The sequence below is a fragment of the Halomonas terrestris genome, from assembly GCF_049166755.1.
Taxonomy (GTDB): Bacteria; Pseudomonadota; Gammaproteobacteria; order Pseudomonadales; family Halomonadaceae; genus Halomonas.
On record NZ_JBMHFZ010000004.1, the window covers coordinates 1 to 16,852 of the forward strand.

12 protein-coding genes and 2 tRNA genes are annotated in these 16,852 nt (G+C 65.5%); 2 read left to right on the plus strand and 12 right to left on the minus strand.

Going from position 1 to position 16,852, the window contains the following annotated elements:
• Nucleotides 1-44: 44 nt before the first annotated feature.
• The 9 genes from sucD to sdhC form a co-directional block, all read right to left on the minus strand.
• The gene (gene sucD / locus ACOMD9_RS05520; protein WP_421412672.1) at nucleotides 45-917 is read right to left on the minus strand and encodes a succinate--CoA ligase subunit alpha; all 873 of its coding nucleotides are present in this window, start codon (nucleotides 915-917) and stop codon (nucleotides 45-47) included.
• Nucleotides 917-2,083: an ADP-forming succinate--CoA ligase subunit beta gene (gene sucC / locus ACOMD9_RS05525; protein ID WP_421412674.1), complete on the minus strand. Its 1,167-nt coding sequence runs from the start codon at nucleotides 2,081-2,083 to the stop codon at nucleotides 917-919. The genes sucD and sucC overlap by 1 nt, the downstream gene beginning before the upstream one ends.
• A 139-nt stretch (nucleotides 2,084-2,222) precedes the next feature.
• Complete coding sequence (gene lpdA / locus ACOMD9_RS05530; protein ID WP_421412675.1) at nucleotides 2,223-3,662, minus strand: dihydrolipoyl dehydrogenase; 1,440 nt, start codon at nucleotides 3,660-3,662, stop codon at nucleotides 2,223-2,225.
• 50 nt (nucleotides 3,663-3,712) lie between these two features.
• On the minus strand, nucleotides 3,713-5,251 hold the full coding sequence (gene odhB, locus ACOMD9_RS05535) for a 2-oxoglutarate dehydrogenase complex dihydrolipoyllysine-residue succinyltransferase (protein WP_421412676.1): 1,539 nt from the start codon (nucleotides 5,249-5,251) through the stop codon (nucleotides 3,713-3,715).
• A gap of 41 nt (nucleotides 5,252-5,292) precedes the next feature.
• Nucleotides 5,293-8,121, minus strand: a complete 2,829-nt coding sequence (locus ACOMD9_RS05540; RefSeq protein ID WP_421412677.1) for a 2-oxoglutarate dehydrogenase E1 component — start codon at nucleotides 8,119-8,121, stop codon at nucleotides 5,293-5,295.
• A gap of 252 nt (nucleotides 8,122-8,373) precedes the next feature.
• On the minus strand, nucleotides 8,374-9,084 hold the full coding sequence (locus ACOMD9_RS05545; protein WP_421412678.1) for a succinate dehydrogenase iron-sulfur subunit: 711 nt from the start codon (nucleotides 9,082-9,084) through the stop codon (nucleotides 8,374-8,376).
• A 12-nt stretch (nucleotides 9,085-9,096) separates the two neighbouring features.
• Nucleotides 9,097-10,869, minus strand: coding sequence for a succinate dehydrogenase flavoprotein subunit (gene sdhA / locus ACOMD9_RS05550; protein ID WP_421412679.1), 1,773 nt, complete (start codon nucleotides 10,867-10,869; stop codon nucleotides 9,097-9,099).
• A 3-nt stretch (nucleotides 10,870-10,872) separates the two neighbouring features.
• Complete coding sequence (gene sdhD, locus ACOMD9_RS05555) at nucleotides 10,873-11,220, minus strand: succinate dehydrogenase, hydrophobic membrane anchor protein (RefSeq protein WP_421412681.1); 348 nt, start codon at nucleotides 11,218-11,220, stop codon at nucleotides 10,873-10,875.
• Complete coding sequence (gene sdhC, locus ACOMD9_RS05560) at nucleotides 11,214-11,591, minus strand: succinate dehydrogenase, cytochrome b556 subunit (protein ID WP_421412682.1); 378 nt, start codon at nucleotides 11,589-11,591, stop codon at nucleotides 11,214-11,216. Before sdhC ends, sdhD begins: the two co-directional genes overlap by 7 nt.
• Nucleotides 11,592-12,027: 436 nt before the next feature.
• Between sdhC and gltA the strand changes: the two genes are divergently transcribed.
• Together gltA and ACOMD9_RS05570 are read left to right on the plus strand one after the other, a co-directional pair.
• The gene (gene gltA / locus ACOMD9_RS05565; RefSeq protein WP_421412683.1) at nucleotides 12,028-13,314 is read left to right on the plus strand and encodes a citrate synthase; all 1,287 of its coding nucleotides are present in this window, start codon (nucleotides 12,028-12,030) and stop codon (nucleotides 13,312-13,314) included.
• A 133-nt stretch (nucleotides 13,315-13,447) separates the two neighbouring features.
• Nucleotides 13,448-14,338 carry an NAD(P)-dependent oxidoreductase gene (locus tag ACOMD9_RS05570; protein WP_421412684.1) on the plus strand — a complete coding sequence of 297 codons (891 nt, stop codon included), beginning with the start codon at nucleotides 13,448-13,450 and terminating at the stop codon, nucleotides 14,336-14,338.
• A 529-nt stretch (nucleotides 14,339-14,867) separates the two neighbouring features.
• On the opposite strand, the gene ACOMD9_RS05575 is transcribed toward ACOMD9_RS05570, so the two are convergent.
• From ACOMD9_RS05575 to gltX, 3 genes are all read right to left on the minus strand, one after another.
• Nucleotides 14,868-14,943 (minus strand) — tRNA-Glu (locus tag ACOMD9_RS05575).
• Between the two features lie 25 nt (nucleotides 14,944-14,968).
• A tRNA-Ala gene (locus ACOMD9_RS05580) sits at nucleotides 14,969-15,044 on the minus strand.
• 222 nt (nucleotides 15,045-15,266) lie between these two features.
• A complete protein-coding gene (gene gltX / locus ACOMD9_RS05585; RefSeq protein ID WP_421412685.1) occupies nucleotides 15,267-16,748 on the minus strand; it encodes a glutamate--tRNA ligase in 1,482 nt (493 codons plus the stop codon).
• Nucleotides 16,749-16,852 lie beyond the last annotated feature (104 nt).

The following is a 16,852-nucleotide window of genomic DNA, read 5'->3' on the forward strand; positions in this document are numbered from 1 at the left end:
ACCCGGGGGTGCCCTTTCACGCTGCCTTGGCGGAAACGAGCGGCTTACCAGCCGGTCACTGCCTTCAGCGCATCGCCGATCTCGGCCAGCGAACGCACCGTCTTCACGCCGGCGTCCTCGAGGGCGGCGAACTTCTCGTCCGCGGTGCCCTTGCCGCCGGAGATGATGGCGCCTGCATGGCCCATGCGCTTGCCCGGAGGGGCGGTGACGCCGGCGATGTAGGAGACTACCGGCTTGGAGACGTTAGCCTTGATGTAGGCCGCCGCCTCTTCCTCGGCGGTGCCGCCGATCTCGCCGATCATCACGATCGCCTCGGTGGCCGGGTCCTTCTCGAACATCTCGAGGATGTCGATGAAGTTGGAGCCCGGGATCGGGTCGCCGCCGATGCCCACGCAGGTGGACTGGCCGAAGCCGTGGTCGGTGGTCTGCTTGACCGCCTCGTAGGTCAGGGTGCCGGAGCGCGACACGATACCGACCTTGCCCGGCTTGTGGATGTGGCCCGGCATGATGCCGATCTTGCTCTCGCCGGGAGTGATCACGCCCGGGCAGTTCGGGCCGATCAGGCGCACGCCCAGCTCGTCGCACTTCACCTTGACGTCGAGCATGTCCAGCGTCGGGATGCCCTCGGTGATGCACACGATCAGCTTGATGCCGGCGTTGGCGGCCTCGAGGATGGAGTCCTTGCAGAACGGGGCCGGCACGTAGATCACGCTGGCCTCGGCGCCGGTCTTTTCCACGGCTTCCTTGACGGTGTTGAACACCGGCAGGCCCAGGTGCTCCTGGCCGCCCTTGCCCGGGGTCACGCCGCCGACCATCTGGGTGCCGTAGGCGATCGCCTGCTCGGAGTGGAAGGTCCCCTGGCCGCCAGTGAAGCCCTGGCAGATGACTTTGGTGTTCTTGTCGATCAGGATACTCATTACTTGCCCTCCGCTGCCTTGACGACCTGCTGAGCCGCATCGGTCAGGCTGGTAGCAGCGATGATGTTCAGACCACTGGAGGCCAGCTTCTCGGCACCCAGCTCGGCGTTGGTACCTTCCAGGCGCACCACGACCGGCACGTTGACGCCGACCTGCTCGACGGCACCGATGATGCCCTCGGCGATCATGTCGCAGCGCACGATGCCGCCGAAGATGTTGACCAGCACGGCCTTGACGTTGTCGTCGGAGAGGATCAGCTTGAACGCCTCGGCCACGCGCTCCTTGGTGGCACCGCCGCCCACGTCCAGGAAGTTGGCCGGGGAGCCGCCGTGGAGGTTGACGATGTCCATGGTGCCCATGGCCAGGCCGGCGCCGTTGACCATGCAGCCGATGTTGCCGTCCAGTGCCACGTAGTTGAGCTCCCACGCGGCCGCCTCGGCCTCGCGCTCGTCCTCCTGGGACGGGTCGCGCATGGCCTGCAGGTCCGGATGACGGTACAGGGCATTGCTGTCCAGGTTGATCTTGGCGTCGAGGCAGTGGAGGTTGCCTTCGTCGGTGATCACCAGCGGGTTGATCTCGAGCAGCGCCAGATCCTTGTCGTGGAACAGCTTGGAGAGGCCCAGGAAGATCTTGGTGAACTGCTTCACCTGGGCGCCCTCGAGGCCCAGGGCAAAGGCCAGCTCACGCGCCTGGTAGGGCTGGGCCCCGACCAGCGGGTCGATCTCGGCCTTGAGGATCTTCTCAGGGGTCTCCTCGGCGACCTTCTCGATCTCGACACCGCCCTCGGTGGAGGCCATGAAGACCACGCGGCGGGTGGCGCGATCGACCACGGCGCCCAGGTAGAGCTCCTCGGCGATGTCGGTGCAGTTCTCGACCAGGATCTTGGCGACCGGCTGACCGTTCTCGTCGGTCTGGTAGGTCACCAGGTTCTTGCCCAGCCACTGCTCGGCGAAGGCCTGGGCCTCCTCCGGGCTCTTGATCAGCTTGACACCGCCGGCCTTGCCGCGACCACCGGCATGGACCTGGGCCTTGACGACCCACATCTCGCCGCCGATCTTCTTGCAGGCCTCTCCGGCTTCCTCGGGAGAGTCCACGGCGAAGCCCTTGGACACCGGCAGACCATAGTCGGCAAACAGCTGTTTGCCCTGATACTCGTGAAGGTTCATCGATTCATGCCATTGGTTGCATGTGACTCGAACGGCAGCCGGGCCGACGCCCGAGCGGCGTGGCGTACACGGCTACCACCGACCCCTTCCGGTACATGGCCGGAAGGGACGCGCCGCCCGAAGGGCGGCGCTTCTTGTCCTACTTGCGCTTCTTGCGGTTGACCATGTGGATGGCATGGCCGTCCACGGCCAGCGCCGCCTCGTGCACCGCCTCCGACATGGTCGGGTGGGCGTAGCAGGTCAGCGCCAGGTCCTCGGCGCTGGAGCCGAACTCCAGGGCGATGACGCCCTGGGCGATCATCTCGCCGGCATGCTGGCCGACGATATGCATGCCCAGCACGCGGTCGGTCTCGGCATCGGCGATGATCTTGGCCTGGCCCTCGGTGGCATTGTTGGCCATGGCACGGCCGCTGGCGGCGAACGGGAAGCTGCCGGTCTTGACCTCGATGCCGGCCGCCTTGGCGTCCTGCTCGGTCATGCCGACCCAGGCCACCTCGGGGAAGGTGTAGATGACGCTGGGGATGGCGTCGTAGTTCATCTCGGCCTTGTGGCCGGCGATGATGTCGGCGACCATCACGCCCTCTTCGGAGGCCTTGTGGGCCAGCATCTGACCACGCACGCAGTCACCGATGGCGTAGACGCTGGGCACGCTGGTGCGGCACTGGTCGTCGACGTGGATGAAGCCGCGCTCGTCGAGGCTGATACCGACGCCCTCGGCGACGACACCCTTGGTGTAGGGCTTGCGGCCGACGCAGACGATCAGCTTGTCGAAGGTCATCTCCTGCTCGCCGCTGCCGTCGCTGTACTTGACCACGACCTCGTTGTCCTTGACCTCGGAGCCGGTGACCCGGGCGCCCAGCCTGATGTCCAGGCCCTGCTTCTTGAGCAGCTTCTGGGTCTCCTTGGCGATGGCGGTATCCACCATCGGCAGGAAGCTGTCCATGGCCTCGAGCACGGTGACCTCGGCGCCCAGGCGGCTCCACACGCTGCCCAGCTCCAGGCCGATGATGCCGGCGCCGATCACGCCGAGGCGCTTGGGCGTCTCCTGGAATTCCAGGGCACCGGTGGAATCGACCACCATGCCCTCGACCAGCGGCGTCGGCGGAATCTCCACCGGCACGGAGCCGGCGGCGATGATGATGTTCTCGGCCTCGTAGGTGGTCGCCTTGCCATCCTTGTCGGTGACCTCGACCTGCTTGCCGCCGGTCACCTTGCCGGTACCCTGGATGGCGGTCACGCCGTTGCCCTTGAGCAGGCCGGCCACGCCACCGGTCAGGTTCTTAACGATCGTGTCCTTGCGGGCCATCATCTTCTTGACGTCCATCTGGACGTCGCCTGCCTGGATGCCCATGTCGTCGAAGTCGTGCTTGGCCTCGACGAACTTGTGGGAGGCCTCGAGCAGCGCCTTCGAGGGAATGCAGCCCACGTTGAGGCAGGTGCCACCGAACACGGGCTTGCCATCCTCGCTGAGCCACTTCTCGACGATGGCGGCCTTGAGGCCCAGCTGGGCGGCACGGATGGCGGCCACGTAGCCGCCGGGGCCCGCGCCAATGACGATCACATCGAATTTATCGGCCATGTGGTTCTTCCTGTTGATCGGTTCGCGTTGAGTCGGTGATGTCGGCAGGCTCAGATGTCCAGCAGCAGGCGTGCAGGATCCTCGAGCAGCGCCTTGATGGTGACCAGGAACTGCACCGCGTCCTTGCCGTCGATCATGCGGTGGTCGTAGGAGAGCGCCAGGTACATCATGGGGCGGATCTCGACCTTGCCGTTCACCGCCATGGGGCGCTCCTGGATCTTGTGCATGCCCAGGATGGCGGTCTGCGGCGGGTTGAGGATCGGCGTGGAAAGCAGCGAGCCGAAGATGCCCCCGTTGGTGATGGTGAAGGTACCGCCCTGCATCTCGTCGATGCCCAGCTTGCCGTCACGGGCCCGCTTGCCGAAGTCGACGATGCCCTTCTCGACGTCGGCGATCTTCATGCTGTCGGTGTCGCGCAGCACCGGCACCACCAGGCCGCGGTCGGTGGAGACCGCCACGCCGATGTCCTGGTAGCCGTGGTAGACGATGTCGGTGCCGTCGATGGAGGCATTGACGTCGGGGAAGCGCTTGAGCGCCTCGGAGGCCGCCTTGACGAAGAAGCCCATGAAGCCGAGCTTGACGTCGTGGGCCTTGACGAAGGTGTCCTTGTACTGGGCCCGCAGGTCCATCACCGCGCCCATGTCCACCTCGTTGTAGGTGGTAAGCATGGCGGCGGTCTGCTGGGCCTGCACCAGGCGCTTGGCGATGGTCTGGCGCAGGCGGCTCATGGGCACGCGCTTCTCGGGGCGCTCGCCCTCGACGGCCGGGGCCGCCGCGGCGGCCTTGGCGGCACCGCCGACCGGCTTGGCGGCCTTCTTCGCAGTGCCCGCCTTGACCGCCTTCTGCACGTCCTCCTTGAGGATGCGGCCCCCCTTGCCGGTGCCCTCGATGGCGCTGACGTCGAGGTCGTGCTCCGCCACCATCTTGCGAGCGGCGGGGGCGAGGATCTTGTCGCCCACCTTCTCGTCGCCGGCCCCGTCGTCGGCGGAAGCGGCAGGCGCCTCGTCGGCCGCCGTGGCAGCGCCGCCGGCCCCCTCGGCGAAGAGCGCCAGCACCGCCTCGGATTCGACCTGGCTGCCCTCCTCCGCCTTGATCTCGGTGAGTGCACCGTCGGCCGGTGCCACGACTTCCAGCACCACCTTGTCGGTCTCGATGTCGGCCAGCACCTCGTCGCGCTTGACGGCTTCACCGACCTGCTTGTGCCAGGAGGCCACGGTGCCCTCCTGGATCGACTCGGGGAAGGTCGGCGCCTTCACCTCGTGCTGCTTGCCGCCGCCGGCGGGCTTGGCAGCGGCCGGCTTCTCGGCCTTGGCAGCGGCCTTCTCGTCCTTGTTGCCGGCGCCCTTGGCCGCGCCCTCGCCGATGCGTCCCAGCACCTGCTCGGATGCCACCGCCTCGCCCTCCTCGGCGAGCACCTCGGAGAGGGTGCCCGCCTCCGGCGCCACCACCTCGAGCACCACCTTGTCGGTCTCGATCTCCACGATCAGCTCGTCGCGCTCGACGCTGTCGCCCGGTTTCTTGTGCCAGGCGGCCACGGTGCCCTCGGCAACGGATTCCGGAAAGGTGGGTGCCTTGATCTCGGTAGCCATGTCGTATCCCTTGTCTGTTCTCTCTCGTCCCGGTGGTCGCTTCAGGCGTTGAAGGCGTCTTCCACCAACTGGCGCTGCTGTTCGGTGTGCACGGACATGTAGCCCGCCGCGGGTGCCGCCGATGCCGGACGGCCGGCAAACTTCAGCTTGCCCCCCATGCCATCACGCAGCATGTCGGCGACCGCCCGCATATGGTGCTGACTCGGGTACCAGGCACCCTGGTTGAGCGGCTCCTCCTGGCACCACACCACGTCGGTGACGTTGGTGTAGGCCTTGATCGCCTCGAACAGCTCCTCCTTGGGGAAGGGGTAGAGCTGTTCCAGGCGCAGGATGGCGACGTCGTCGCGGCCGTTCTCCTCGCGCCAGCTGGCCAGGTCGTAGTAGACCTTGCCGGCGCACAGGATGATGCGCTCGACCTTGTCGGCCTCGTGCTTGCCCTGGTCGGGGAGCACCATCTGGAACCTGCCGTGGGCCAGCTCCTCCAGGCTGGAGATCGCCTCCTTGTGGCGCAGCAGGCTCTTGGGCGACATCACCACCAGCGGCTTGCGCAGCGGGCGGATCACCTGGCGACGCAGCAGGTGGAAGATCTGCGCCGGGGTGGTCGGCACGCAGACCTGCATGTTGTGTTCGGCACACATCTGCAGGAAGCGCTCGAGACGCGCCGAGGAGTGCTCGGGCCCCTGCCCCTCGTAGCCATGCGGCAGCAGCATGGTCAGGCCACACAGCCGGCCCCACTTGGTCTCGCCGGAGGAGATGAACTGGTCGACCACCACCTGGGCGCCGTTGAAGAAGTCACCGAACTGGGCTTCCCAGACGATCAGGGAGTTGGGCATCGTGGTAGCGTAGCCGTACTCGAACGCCAGCACCGCCTCCTCCGAGAGGAAGGAGTCGTGGATGGTGAAGCGCGGCTGCCCATCGGCCATGTGCTGCAGCGGCACATAGGCACTGCCGTCACTCTGGTTGTGCACCACCGCATGGCGGTGCGAGAAGGTCCCCCGCCCCACGTCCTGGCCGGTGATGCGCACCGGGTGCCCCTGGTCGAGCAGGGTGGCGTAGGCCAGGGTCTCGGCGAACCCCCAGTTCAGCGCCAGGGCGCCGGCCTGCATCTTGCGCCGGTCCTCGTAGATCTTGGCCACCTGGCGCTGCACGGTGATCCCGTCGGGGATCTCGCACATCCTGGCCGCCAGCTGCTGCAGGCGCTTCATGTCGAAGGTGGTGTCGGCGTCGCCCGTCCACTCGTGACCCAGGTAGGGCTGCCAGTCGACGAACAGCGAGGTGTTGGGCTCCTGGACCAGGGCATTGGCCACGTGATTGCCCGCCACCAGGTCGTCCCGGTAGGTCTCGATCATCGCCTTGGCCGCCTCCTCGCTGACCACGCCCTGCTCCACCAGGCGCTGGGCGTAGAGGGCCCGGGACGACGGGTGCTGCTTGATCTTGCTGTACATCATCGGCTGGGTGCCGGAGGGCTCGTCGGCCTCGTTGTGGCCGCGACGGCGGTAGCAGACCAGGTCGATGACCACGTCGCGCTTGAACTGCTGGCGGTAGTCCAGCGCCACCTGGGTGGCGTGCAGCACGGCATCGGCATCGTCGCCGTTGACGTGGAAGATGGGCGCCTGGACCATCTTGGCGATATCGGTGCAGTACTCGGTGGAGCGCGCGTCCTGGGGGTTGGAGGTGGTGAAGCCGACCTGGTTGTTGATGACGATGTGCACCGTGCCGCCGGTCTTGTAGGCACGGGTCTGGGACATCTGGAAGGTCTCCATGACCACGCCCTGGCCGGCGAAGGCCGCATCGCCATGCACGCTGATCGGCAGCACCTTGGTACCATCGGGGTCGTCGCGGCGGTCCTGGCGGGCACGCACGGAGCCCTCGACCACCGGGGAGACGATCTCCAGGTGGGAGGGGTTGAACGACAGCGCCAGGTGCACCTCGCCGCCCGGGGTCATGACGTTGGAGCTGAAGCCCTGGTGATACTTGACGTCACCGGAGCCGCGCTCGATCACCTTCTTGCCGTCGAACTCGTCGATCAGGTCGGAGGGATTCTTGCCGAGGATGTTGACCAGCAGGTTGAGACGGCCGCGGTGGGCCATGCCGATCACCACCTCCTTGGTGCCGTAGCCCCCGGCACGCTGGATCAGCTCGTCCATCATCGGGATGAAGGCCTCGCCCCCCTCCAGGCCGAAGCGCTTGGTGCCCGGGTACTTGGACGCCAGGTAGCTCTCCAGGCCCTCGGCAGCGGTCAGACGCTCGAGCACATGCTCGCGCACCTCGTCGCTGAACCTGGGCGCCGAGCGCACCGACTCGAAACGCTGCTGCAGCCAGCGCTTCTCCTCGGTATCGACGATGTGCATGATCTCGCAGCCGATGGAGCGGCAGTAGGTCTGCTCCAGCGCCTCGACGATCTCCTTCAGCGGTGCCTTGTCCAGGCCCATGAAGAAGGAACCGGTCTGGAACTCGGTGTCCAGGTCCGCCTTGGAGAGCTGGTGGAAGGAGAGGTCGAGGTCGGGGACGGGGGTGGGGCTGCGCAGGCCGAGCGGATCGATATCGGCCTTCTGGTGCCCACGGAAGCGGTAGGCGTTGATCAGCTGGAGAACCTTGACCTGCTTCTTGTTCTCCCCGCTGTCGGTAGCGGCCTGGGCGGTGCGCCGCTGCCTGCCCAGCTGGTAGAACTGGTCGCGGATCGGGGCAAGCGGAACGTCGTGTGAGGCGCTGCCGTCAGGACGCGGCAACTGGTCGAAGTAATTGCGCCATTCGTCGGGGACAGCCTGGGGATCTTCGAGGTACTGCTCGTAGAGCGCTTCCACATAGTGGGCATTGCCGCCACTGACGTGGGAGGAGCGCCACATCAACTCCATTATGCCTTGTTGCATCTCTCGGTCACCCTGCACTGATGGGGTGTTGTCGGCGTCGCCAGGAATCGGGCATGGCGACATCGGTGATGCCCTGCCGGTGGGGCGTCTTCGTCTCCGGCGGTTCCGGCCGGAAGCCGGAAACCCTGAATTTCGATGGTCAAGAGCCGGTGCCCAGGGCACCGGCTCTTCACACTACTGTGCCGTGCTCCGGCTGCGACGACGGGTCGCAGCCGAAAGCGTGGCACATGATAACAAGCCAGACGCCACGATTTAAGTGGCATTGGCCAGCAGCATGTCGCGAATCTTGCCGATCGCCCGCGTCGGGTTGAGCCCCTTGGGACACACCGCCACGCAGTTCATGATGCCGCGGCAGCGGAACACGCTGAACGGATCCTCCAGTTCGCCGAGGCGTTCACGGGTCGCGGTATCCCGGGAGTCCGCCAGGAAGCGGTAGGCCTGCAGGAGCCCGGCCGGCCCGACGAACTTGTCGGGGTTCCACCAGAAGGACGGGCAGGAGGTCGAGCAGCAGGCACACAGGATGCACTCGTAGAGGCCGTCGAGCTTGTCGCGCTCCTCGGGCGACTGCAGGCGCTCGATGGCCGGCGCCGGCTCGTCGTTCTGCAGGTACGGCTGGATGCGCTCGTACTGCTTGTAGAACAGCCCCATGTCGACCACCAGGTCGCGGATCACGGGCAGGCCAGGCAGCGGGCGCAGCGCCAGCTTGTTGTTCTTGACCACCTCGGAGAGCGGGGTGATGCAGGCCAGGCCGTTCTTGCCGTTCATGTTCATGCCGTCGGAGCCGCAGACCCCTTCGCGACAGCTGCGACGGTACGCCAGGCCGTTGTCCTGCTCCTTCATCAGGTGCAGCACGTCGAGCACCATCAGGTCACGGCCCTGGGTGTCGACCTGGAACTCCTGCATGTAGGGTGCGGAGTCGGTTTCCGGGTTGTAGCGGTAGATGGATACCTGAAGCGTGGACATCGTGACTCCCTCTTAATAGGTGCGGACTTTCGGCTCGAAGGTATCGACCGTCCTGGGCGCGAAGTTGACGTCACGCTTGCCAACCCGCTTCTCGGTCGGGAAGTAGAGCGAGTGCTTCAGCCAGTTGACGTCGTCGCGATCCGGGTAGTCGTAACGGGAGTGCGCCCCACGGCTCTCCTTGCGCTCCAGCGCCGCGATGGCGGTGGCCTCGGCCACTTCCATCAGGTTGTCCAGCTCCAGGGCCTCGACACGCGCGGTGTTGAAGGCGTTGGACTTGTCGGGCAGGTGCGCCTTGGCGATACGCTCGCGCAGCTCTGCCAGCTGCTTGACGCCCTTCTGCATGTTCTCTTCCTCGCGGAACACGCCGAAGGAGTTCTGCATGATGTTCTGCAGCTCGCGCTTGAGCTCGGGCACGGTCTCGCCCTCGCCTGACTCGTTCCAGCGGGTCATGCGCTTCATGGCCGACTCGATGTCGGACTCGGACGCCTCGAGGTAGTCGATGCCCTCGTTGAGCGCGCCCTCGATGAACATGCCGGCCGCGCGACCGAAGACCACCAGGTCGAGCAGCGAGTTGCCGCCCAGGCGGTTGGCGCCGTGGACCGACACGCAGGCCGCCTCGCCACAGGCGAACAGGCCGTTGACGATATGGTCGTTGCCGTCGGCGTCCTGCATGATCGCCTGGCCATGCACGTTGGTCGGGATCCCGCCCATCATGTAGTGGCAGGTCGGCACCACCGGGATCGGCTCCTTGGCCGGATCCACGTGGGCGAAGGTCTTGGAGAGCTCGACGATGCCGGGCAGGCGCTTGCCGAGAACTTCCTCGCCCAGGTGATCGAGCTTGAGGAAGACGTGGTCACCGTGCTCGCCGCAGCCGCGCCCCTCGAGGATCTCCATGACCATGGAGCGCGCGACCACGTCGCGGCCGGCCAGGTCCTTGGCGTTGGGCGCATAACGCTCCATGAAGCGCTCGCCGTCCTTGTTCACCAGGTAGCCACCCTCGCCGCGGCAACCCTCGGTCACCAGGGTGCCGGCACCGTAGATACCGGTGGGGTGGAACTGCCACATCTCCATGTCCTGCATCGGGAAGCCGGCGCGCAGCGCCATGCCGATACCGTCGCCGGTGTTGATCAGGGCGTTGGTGGTGGAGGCATAGATACGCCCGGCACCGCCGGTGGCCAGCACGGTGGCCTTGGACTTGACGTGAACCACCTCGCCGGTCTCGATGTCCATGGCGATACAACCCACCACATCACCGTTGGCATTCTTGACCAGATCGACCGCGTACCACTCGTTGAGGAAGGTGGTGTTGTTCTTCAGGTTGTTCTGATAAAGGGTATGCAACAGGGCGTGCCCGGTGCGGTCGGCCGCGGCACAGGTACGGGCCGCCTGGCCACCCGCCCCGAAATCCTTGGACTGGCCGCCGAACGGGCGCTGGTAGATGCGACCGTTGTCGAAACGGGAAAACGGCAACCCCATGTGCTCGAGCTCGAAGACCGCCTTGGGGCCCTCGGAGCACATGTACTCGGCCGCGTCCTGGTCGGCGATGTAATCGCCGCCCTTGACGGTGTCGTACATGTGCCAGCGCCAATCGTCGTTGGGGTCGGCCGAGGCGATGGCACAGGTGATGCCGCCCTGGGCGGAGACGGTGTGCGAGCGGGTCGGGAAGACCTTGGACAGCACGGCGGTCTTCTTGCCGGACTTGGCCAGCTCGAGGGCGGCACGCAGGCCGGAACCGCCACCGCCGATGATGATGGCATCGAAAGACAGGCTACGCATGTTGGACATGAATCAGGCTCCCCACAGAATCTGAATGCCCCAGACCAGGAACACGAAGATGGCCAGGATGACGAAGGTCTGGACGCCGACGCGGATGCCGGTCGGCTTGAGGTAATCGGTGGTCACGGTCCACAGCCCGATCCAGGCATGGGCGGCAATGGAGACGAAGGCCAGCAGCGAGAAGATGCGCATCCAGGTCTGGGCGAACAGGGCGCTCCAGGTGGCGTAATCGAGCCCCGGATTGAACAGCAGGTAGGCGACGATGAAGAGAGTGTAGACCGCGAGAATGACCGCCGAGACGCGCTGGACCAGCCAGTCGGAAAGGCCGCTGCGTCCGAAGTTCGTGATGTTGGTTACCATACCCAGACTCCAGCCAGAATGATCAGCACGGCGCTCACCACCACGGTGATCTGCGCCTTCTTGATGCCACCCTCGAGGGTCACGCCGATGTCGGCATCCATCAGCAGGTGCTTGATGCCGGCCACGAAATGGAAGGCCAGGGCCGACAGCAGACCCCAGGCGATCAGCTTGGCCAGGAAGTTGTTGGCCAGGGCGTCACGCACCGCCTCGAATCCCGCCGGGGACGACAGGGACTTGTCGAGTGCCCAGAAGGCAAAGATCAGGCCGACAAAGAGGATGACGCCGGTGATGCGGTGGGCGATCGACGTCAGGGCGGGGAGGGGAAACTGTATCGTGGAGAGATCCAGATTTACGGGTCGTTTGCTATTCACGGCTCTATACACACTCTCTTGGCCCGCTCTACGACAGGTCGGGCGTGGCCCGAGCGGGCGGTGGTTTCGGGAAGGGACACGGCCGTTGCCTCGTGCGGCAAGACCACCTTTTCCTGCCAGTCGCGCGGGATGGATTATAGGGACATGGCTGTCCCATGACAAATGAACACCGGCCTGACTAGACCATGGTGCTAGCCTGCCGCGGGGCTTCGCCAAGCGCTCCGGCCGGCTTTCCCGCGGCGGTGCGGCCCGGCATGGTGCAAAGCACCAATTATTATACGAAACCTATTCATATCACCACAAGCGTACAAGTTAAGTCCCGCCATGGGCTAATTGACAATCGCTGGGACGCTTCTATAGTGGGCGAACCTTTTCGCCGGCAACTTCAGCGAAATAGCGACATTTCGTTCCACCCTGCACTCGAGAGGAGGCCAGAATGGCTGACAGGAAAGCGACACTGACGGTAGACGGTCAGGACAAGACGATCGAACTGCCGGTCTATTCGGGCACCCTGGGGCCTGATGTGATCGATGTCCGCGGACTGGGTGCGGAAGGCCTCTTCACCTATGACCCCGGCTTCATGGCCACCTCCTCCTGCCAGTCCGCCATCACCTACATCGATGGCGGCAAGGGGGTGCTGCTGCACCGCGGCTACCCGATCGACCAGCTGGCCAAGGAATCCAACTTCGTCGAGCTCTGCTACCTGCTGCTGTTCGGCGAGCTGCCCACCGAGCAGCAGTACGCCGACTTCGAGTCGCGGGTCCGCAACCACACCATGGTCCATGACCAGATCAACAACTTCTTCAAGGGCTTCCGCCGCGACGCCCACCCGATGTCCATCCTCTGCGGCGTCGTCGGCGGCCTGGCGGCCTTCTACCACGACCACATGGACATCACCCAGGAAGAGGATCGCGTGATCAGCGCGATCCGCCTGATCGCCAAGATGCCGACCATCGCGGCCATGTCCTACAAGTACAATGTCGGGCAGCCGTTCAACTACCCGCGCAACGACCTGAGCTATGCAGAGAACTTCCTCTACCTGATGTTCAGCAACCCCTGCGAGGAGTACAAGATCAATCCGGTCTACGCCAAGGCCATGGACCGCATCTTCATGCTCCACGCCGACCATGAGCAGAACGCCTCCACCTCCACGGTGCGACTGGCCGGCTCCACCGGTGCCAACCCCTTCGCCTGCATCAGCGCCGGCATCGCAGCCCTCTGGGGCCCCGCCCACGGCGGCGCCAACGAGGCGGTGCTGAACATGCTCGACGAGATCGGCGACGAGTCCGAGGAGAACATCCAGCGCTTCGTCGACCGCGCCAAGGACAAGGACGACCCGTTCAAGCTGATGGGCTTCGGTCACCGCGTCTATCGCAACTTCGATCCCCGCGCCAAGGTAATGAAGGAGACCTGCGACGAGGTCCTGGCCGAGCTCGGCATGGCCGACGACCCGCAGCTCAAGATCGCCAAGCGCCTGGAGCAGATCGCCCTGGAGGACGAGTACTTCATCGAGCGCAAGCTCTACCCGAACGTCGACTTCTACTCCGGCATCATCCTCAAGGCCATGGGCATCCCGACCAACATGTTCACGGTGATCTTCGCCGTGTCGCGCACCATCGGCTGGATCTCCCACTGGCACGAGATGCTCAGCGACAGCTACAAGATCGGTCGCCCGCGCCAGCTCTATACCGGCCATGACCAGCGCGACTATCCTGCCAAGTAGGTCGGCAGGCAACGGCTCCGGCCGCAGCGCAATCGAAAGCCGCCCTCGGGCGGCTTTCTGCATCCTGGCAGCGGCAAGGGGCCGGGGTGCCACCACGACGTTCCACAGCACACAAGAAGGAAGGAGCAGCAGGATGGGCAAGACGATATCGACAGCGGCCTTCATCGGCCTGGGCGTGATGGGCCACCCCATGGCCGGGCATCTCGCCCGGGCAGGCCTGGACGTGCGCGTCTACAATCGCACTGCCGCCAGGGCCGAGGCCTGGGTCGCCGAGCACGGCGGCAGCCACCACCCCACCCCGCGGGAGGCCGCCAGCGGCGCCGACCTGGTGCTGGTCTGCGTGGGCAACGATGACGACGTGCGCCACGTCACCACCGGCGAGGATGGCGTCCTGCACGGCATGGCCGAGGGCAGCCTGCTGGTGGATCACACCACGGCATCGGCCGACCTCGCCGAGGAACTCGACGCCGCCTGCCGAAGCCGAGGCGTCGGCTTCCTCGACGCCCCCGTCTCCGGCGGCCAGCAGGGTGCCGAGAACGGCGCCCTGACCATCATGTGCGGCGGTGCCGAGAGCGACTTCGAACGCGCCCGCCCCATCCTCGATCACTATGGCCGTGCCGTGACCCTGATGGGCCCGGCCGGCAGCGGCCAGCTGACCAAGATGGTCAACCAGATCTGCATCGCCGGCCTTGTGCAGGGCCTGGCCGAGGGGCTGCACTTCGCCGAGCAGGCCGGCCTCGACCAGCAGCGGGTGGTCGACGTCATCTCCAAGGGCGCCGCCGGCTCCTGGCAGATGGAAAATCGCCACAAGACCATGATCGACGACCAGTACGAGCACGGCTTCGCGGTGAACTGGATGCGCAAGGACCTGGGGATCTGCCTCGAGCAGGCGCGCCGCCTCCAGGCCCGCCTGCCGGTCACCGCGCTGGTCGACCAGTTCTATGCCGACGTCCAGGTCATGGGTGGCGGCCGCTGGGACACCTCCTCGCTGCTGCGCCGCCTGCGCGCCGTCGGCCGCTCCTGATCCGATCGACCGGTGGCCTCGGCCACCGGCCCTCCACGGGTATCAGAAAGCTCATACCGGCGACTGAGAACACCCTCCCCTCCCGTAACCAGCCCTCTCCTACCGTGGCGAGAGAGTGTTTTCCACACTTTCTGTGGATAAGCCTGTTCACAACCACTAGAAAAGGTCGCCGAATCGCCATGACATGGGCAACCTTCTCAGATTGATCAATTTTTGACCTTTTGTAAGGTGCTGATTCTAAAGGAAATAAAAGAAAGCCCCACAACCACGCGGATGTGCGCCCGGCCTGTGCACAGTCGATCCGCCGCCAGCCGGCGAAGTGGACAAGTCAAGACCGATGTCAAGCCCCGAACGCCGCCATGTAACAGGGCGTCACGGCTCCTAGCGCAATATGTAACGGGGTGTCAACGCTGGAAAAGCTGATACCGCCGACACGGCAGCCTTGCCCCCACCGGCCGGCGGAGACAAAAAAAGACGCCTCTGGGCGTCTGCGCTTGTCGCCTCAGGCAGGCGACAGGGGTAAGGAAGGTGGCGTCCCATAGGGGGTTCGAACCCCTGTTCCCGCCGTGAAAGGGCGGTGTCCTGGACCACTAGACGAATGGGACGCTGTGCTTCCGATCGATCGAGAGATGGTGGAGCCTAGCGGGATCGAACCGCTGACCTCAACACTGCCAGTGTTGCGCTCTCCCAGCTGAGCTAAGGCCCCAGTACTGCTCGGTGTCTCGTGAAGACGCTGCGTATAATACTGATTCGCCTCGTCTTCGTCAACAGGAAAAGCACCGATTTATCGTCCCCTGTGGCTCCGCCGAGCGATTGGCGCCGCCAGGCGCCTTGGCGGTGGCCGCCAACCTGGCCGATGACCGCCCAGCGCCGCTTCGCGGCGAATCGCTCCGCAGAGCGTAGCTCCCACAGCGCCGGTTCCAGCAACTCAGGAAAGCTCGCGGTACTCCTTCTCGAAGCGCTTGGCCTGCTTCTTGGAGACGCCGCCCAGCACCTCGATGGCGTGGCGCAGTCGCGCCCGGGTCATGTCCGAGCCGAGGATCGCCATGGCGTCCATCACCGAGGTGCTCGATGACGAGCCGGTGATGGCGATGAACACCGGGGCCAGGAAGGCCTTCATCTTCAGCTCGAAGTGATCGGCCAGCACCTTCACCTCGGCCAGCAGCGCCTCCTTGTGCCAGGCCGGCACGGTCTCGAAGCGCCACACCAGGAACTGCAGCAGCCTGAGCAGTGTCTCGCGGCTGAGCTTGACGTCATCGAAGCTCTCCTCGTCGATCGCCGGCAGGCCCGAGAAGAAGTGGCCGGCCAGGGGCACCACCTGGGAGAGCGTCTCCACCCGCGGGCGCACCTGGGGCAGGATCTCGCTGACGTACTCCTCGTTGAAGGCCCACTCCATGAGTGCCTTGAGGAACGCCTTGTCGTCGAGTTCCTCGCGGATGTAGACGCCGTTGAGCCAGGTGAGCTTCTCCAGGTCGAAGACCGGGCCGCCCAGCGATACCCGCCGGATATCGAAGTGCGCCATCATCTCGTCGAGGCTGAACTTCTCCCGCTCGTCCGGCATCGACCAGCCCATGCGCCCCAGGTAGTTGGTCACCGCCTGGGGCAGGAAGCCCATGCGCCGGTAGTAGTTGATGGAGGTCGGGTTCTTGCGCTTGGAGAGCTTCGACTTGTCGGGGTTGCGCAGCAACGGCATGTGGCAGAGCACCGGCATCTCCCAGCCGAAGTACTCATAGAGCAGCTGGTGCTTGGGCGCCGAGTTGATCCACTCCTCGCCGCGCAGCACATGGGTGATGCCCATCAGGTGATCATCGACCACGTTGGCCAGGTGGTAGGTGGGCATGCCATCGGACTTGAGCAGCACCTGGGCATCGACCTGGGCCCAGTCCACCTCGATGGTGCCGCGCAGCATGTCATCGATCACGCAGGTGCCCTCGCTGGGCACCTTCATGCGCACCACATGGGGCCAGCCCTCCTGCTCGCGGCGCGCCTGCTCCTCGGCCGGCAGTGCCAGGTCGGCGGGCTTGAGCGCCAGCTGCATGCCGGCCGCCTTGCGCGCCTCGCGCAGCTGGTCCAGCTCCTCCGCGGTGCGATAGCACTTGAAGGCGTGGCCCGACTCGATCAGCTGGCGCGCATACTCGCCGTAGATATCACCCCGCTCGCTCTGCCGGTAGGGGCCATGGGCCCCTCCCACATCGGGGCCCTCGTCCCACTCCAGGCCCAGCCAGCGCAGCGAGTCGAGGATCATCTGCTCGGACTCGGCGGTGGAGCGCACCCGGTCCGTGTCCTCGATGCGCAGGATGAACTGGCCGCCATGCTGGCGGGCGAAGCAGAGGTTGAACAGGGCGATATAGGCGGTGCCCACATGGGGATCGCCGGTCGGTGACGGCGCGATACGAGTGCGTACGGTCATGTCGTCCTTGGTCCTGGCAATGGAAATGACCCCTGCGTACAGGGCAATGGCCGCATTATACGCACCTGGCCCGCGGCCGGCAGCCGTGAGTCGCGGGAATCATT

Bases quoted from the DNA above. Each gene is read 5' to 3' on its own strand.
- sucD (WP_421412672.1), bottom strand. From the start codon at position 917: ATGAGTATCCTGATCGACAAGAACACCAAAGTCATCTGCCAGGGCTTC.
- sucC (WP_421412674.1), bottom strand. From the start codon at position 2,083: ATGAACCTTCACGAGTATCAGGGCAAACAGCTGTTTGCCGACTATGGT.
- lpdA (WP_421412675.1), bottom strand. From the start codon at position 3,662: ATGGCCGATAAATTCGATGTGATCGTCATTGGCGCGGGCCCCGGCGGC.
- odhB (WP_421412676.1), bottom strand. From the start codon at position 5,251: ATGGCTACCGAGATCAAGGCACCCACCTTTCCGGAATCCGTTGCCGAG.
- ACOMD9_RS05540 (WP_421412677.1), bottom strand. From the start codon at position 8,121: ATGCAACAAGGCATAATGGAGTTGATGTGGCGCTCCTCCCACGTCAGT.
- ACOMD9_RS05545 (WP_421412678.1), bottom strand. From the start codon at position 9,084: ATGTCCACGCTTCAGGTATCCATCTACCGCTACAACCCGGAAACCGAC.
- sdhA (WP_421412679.1), bottom strand. From the start codon at position 10,869: ATGTCCAACATGCGTAGCCTGTCTTTCGATGCCATCATCATCGGCGGT.
- sdhD (WP_421412681.1), bottom strand. From the start codon at position 11,220: ATGGTAACCAACATCACGAACTTCGGACGCAGCGGCCTTTCCGACTGG.
- gltA (WP_421412683.1), top strand. From the start codon at position 12,028: ATGGCTGACAGGAAAGCGACACTGACGGTAGACGGTCAGGACAAGACG.
- ACOMD9_RS05570 (WP_421412684.1), top strand. From the start codon at position 13,448: ATGGGCAAGACGATATCGACAGCGGCCTTCATCGGCCTGGGCGTGATG.
- gltX (WP_421412685.1), bottom strand. From the start codon at position 16,748: ATGACCGTACGCACTCGTATCGCGCCGTCACCGACCGGCGATCCCCAT.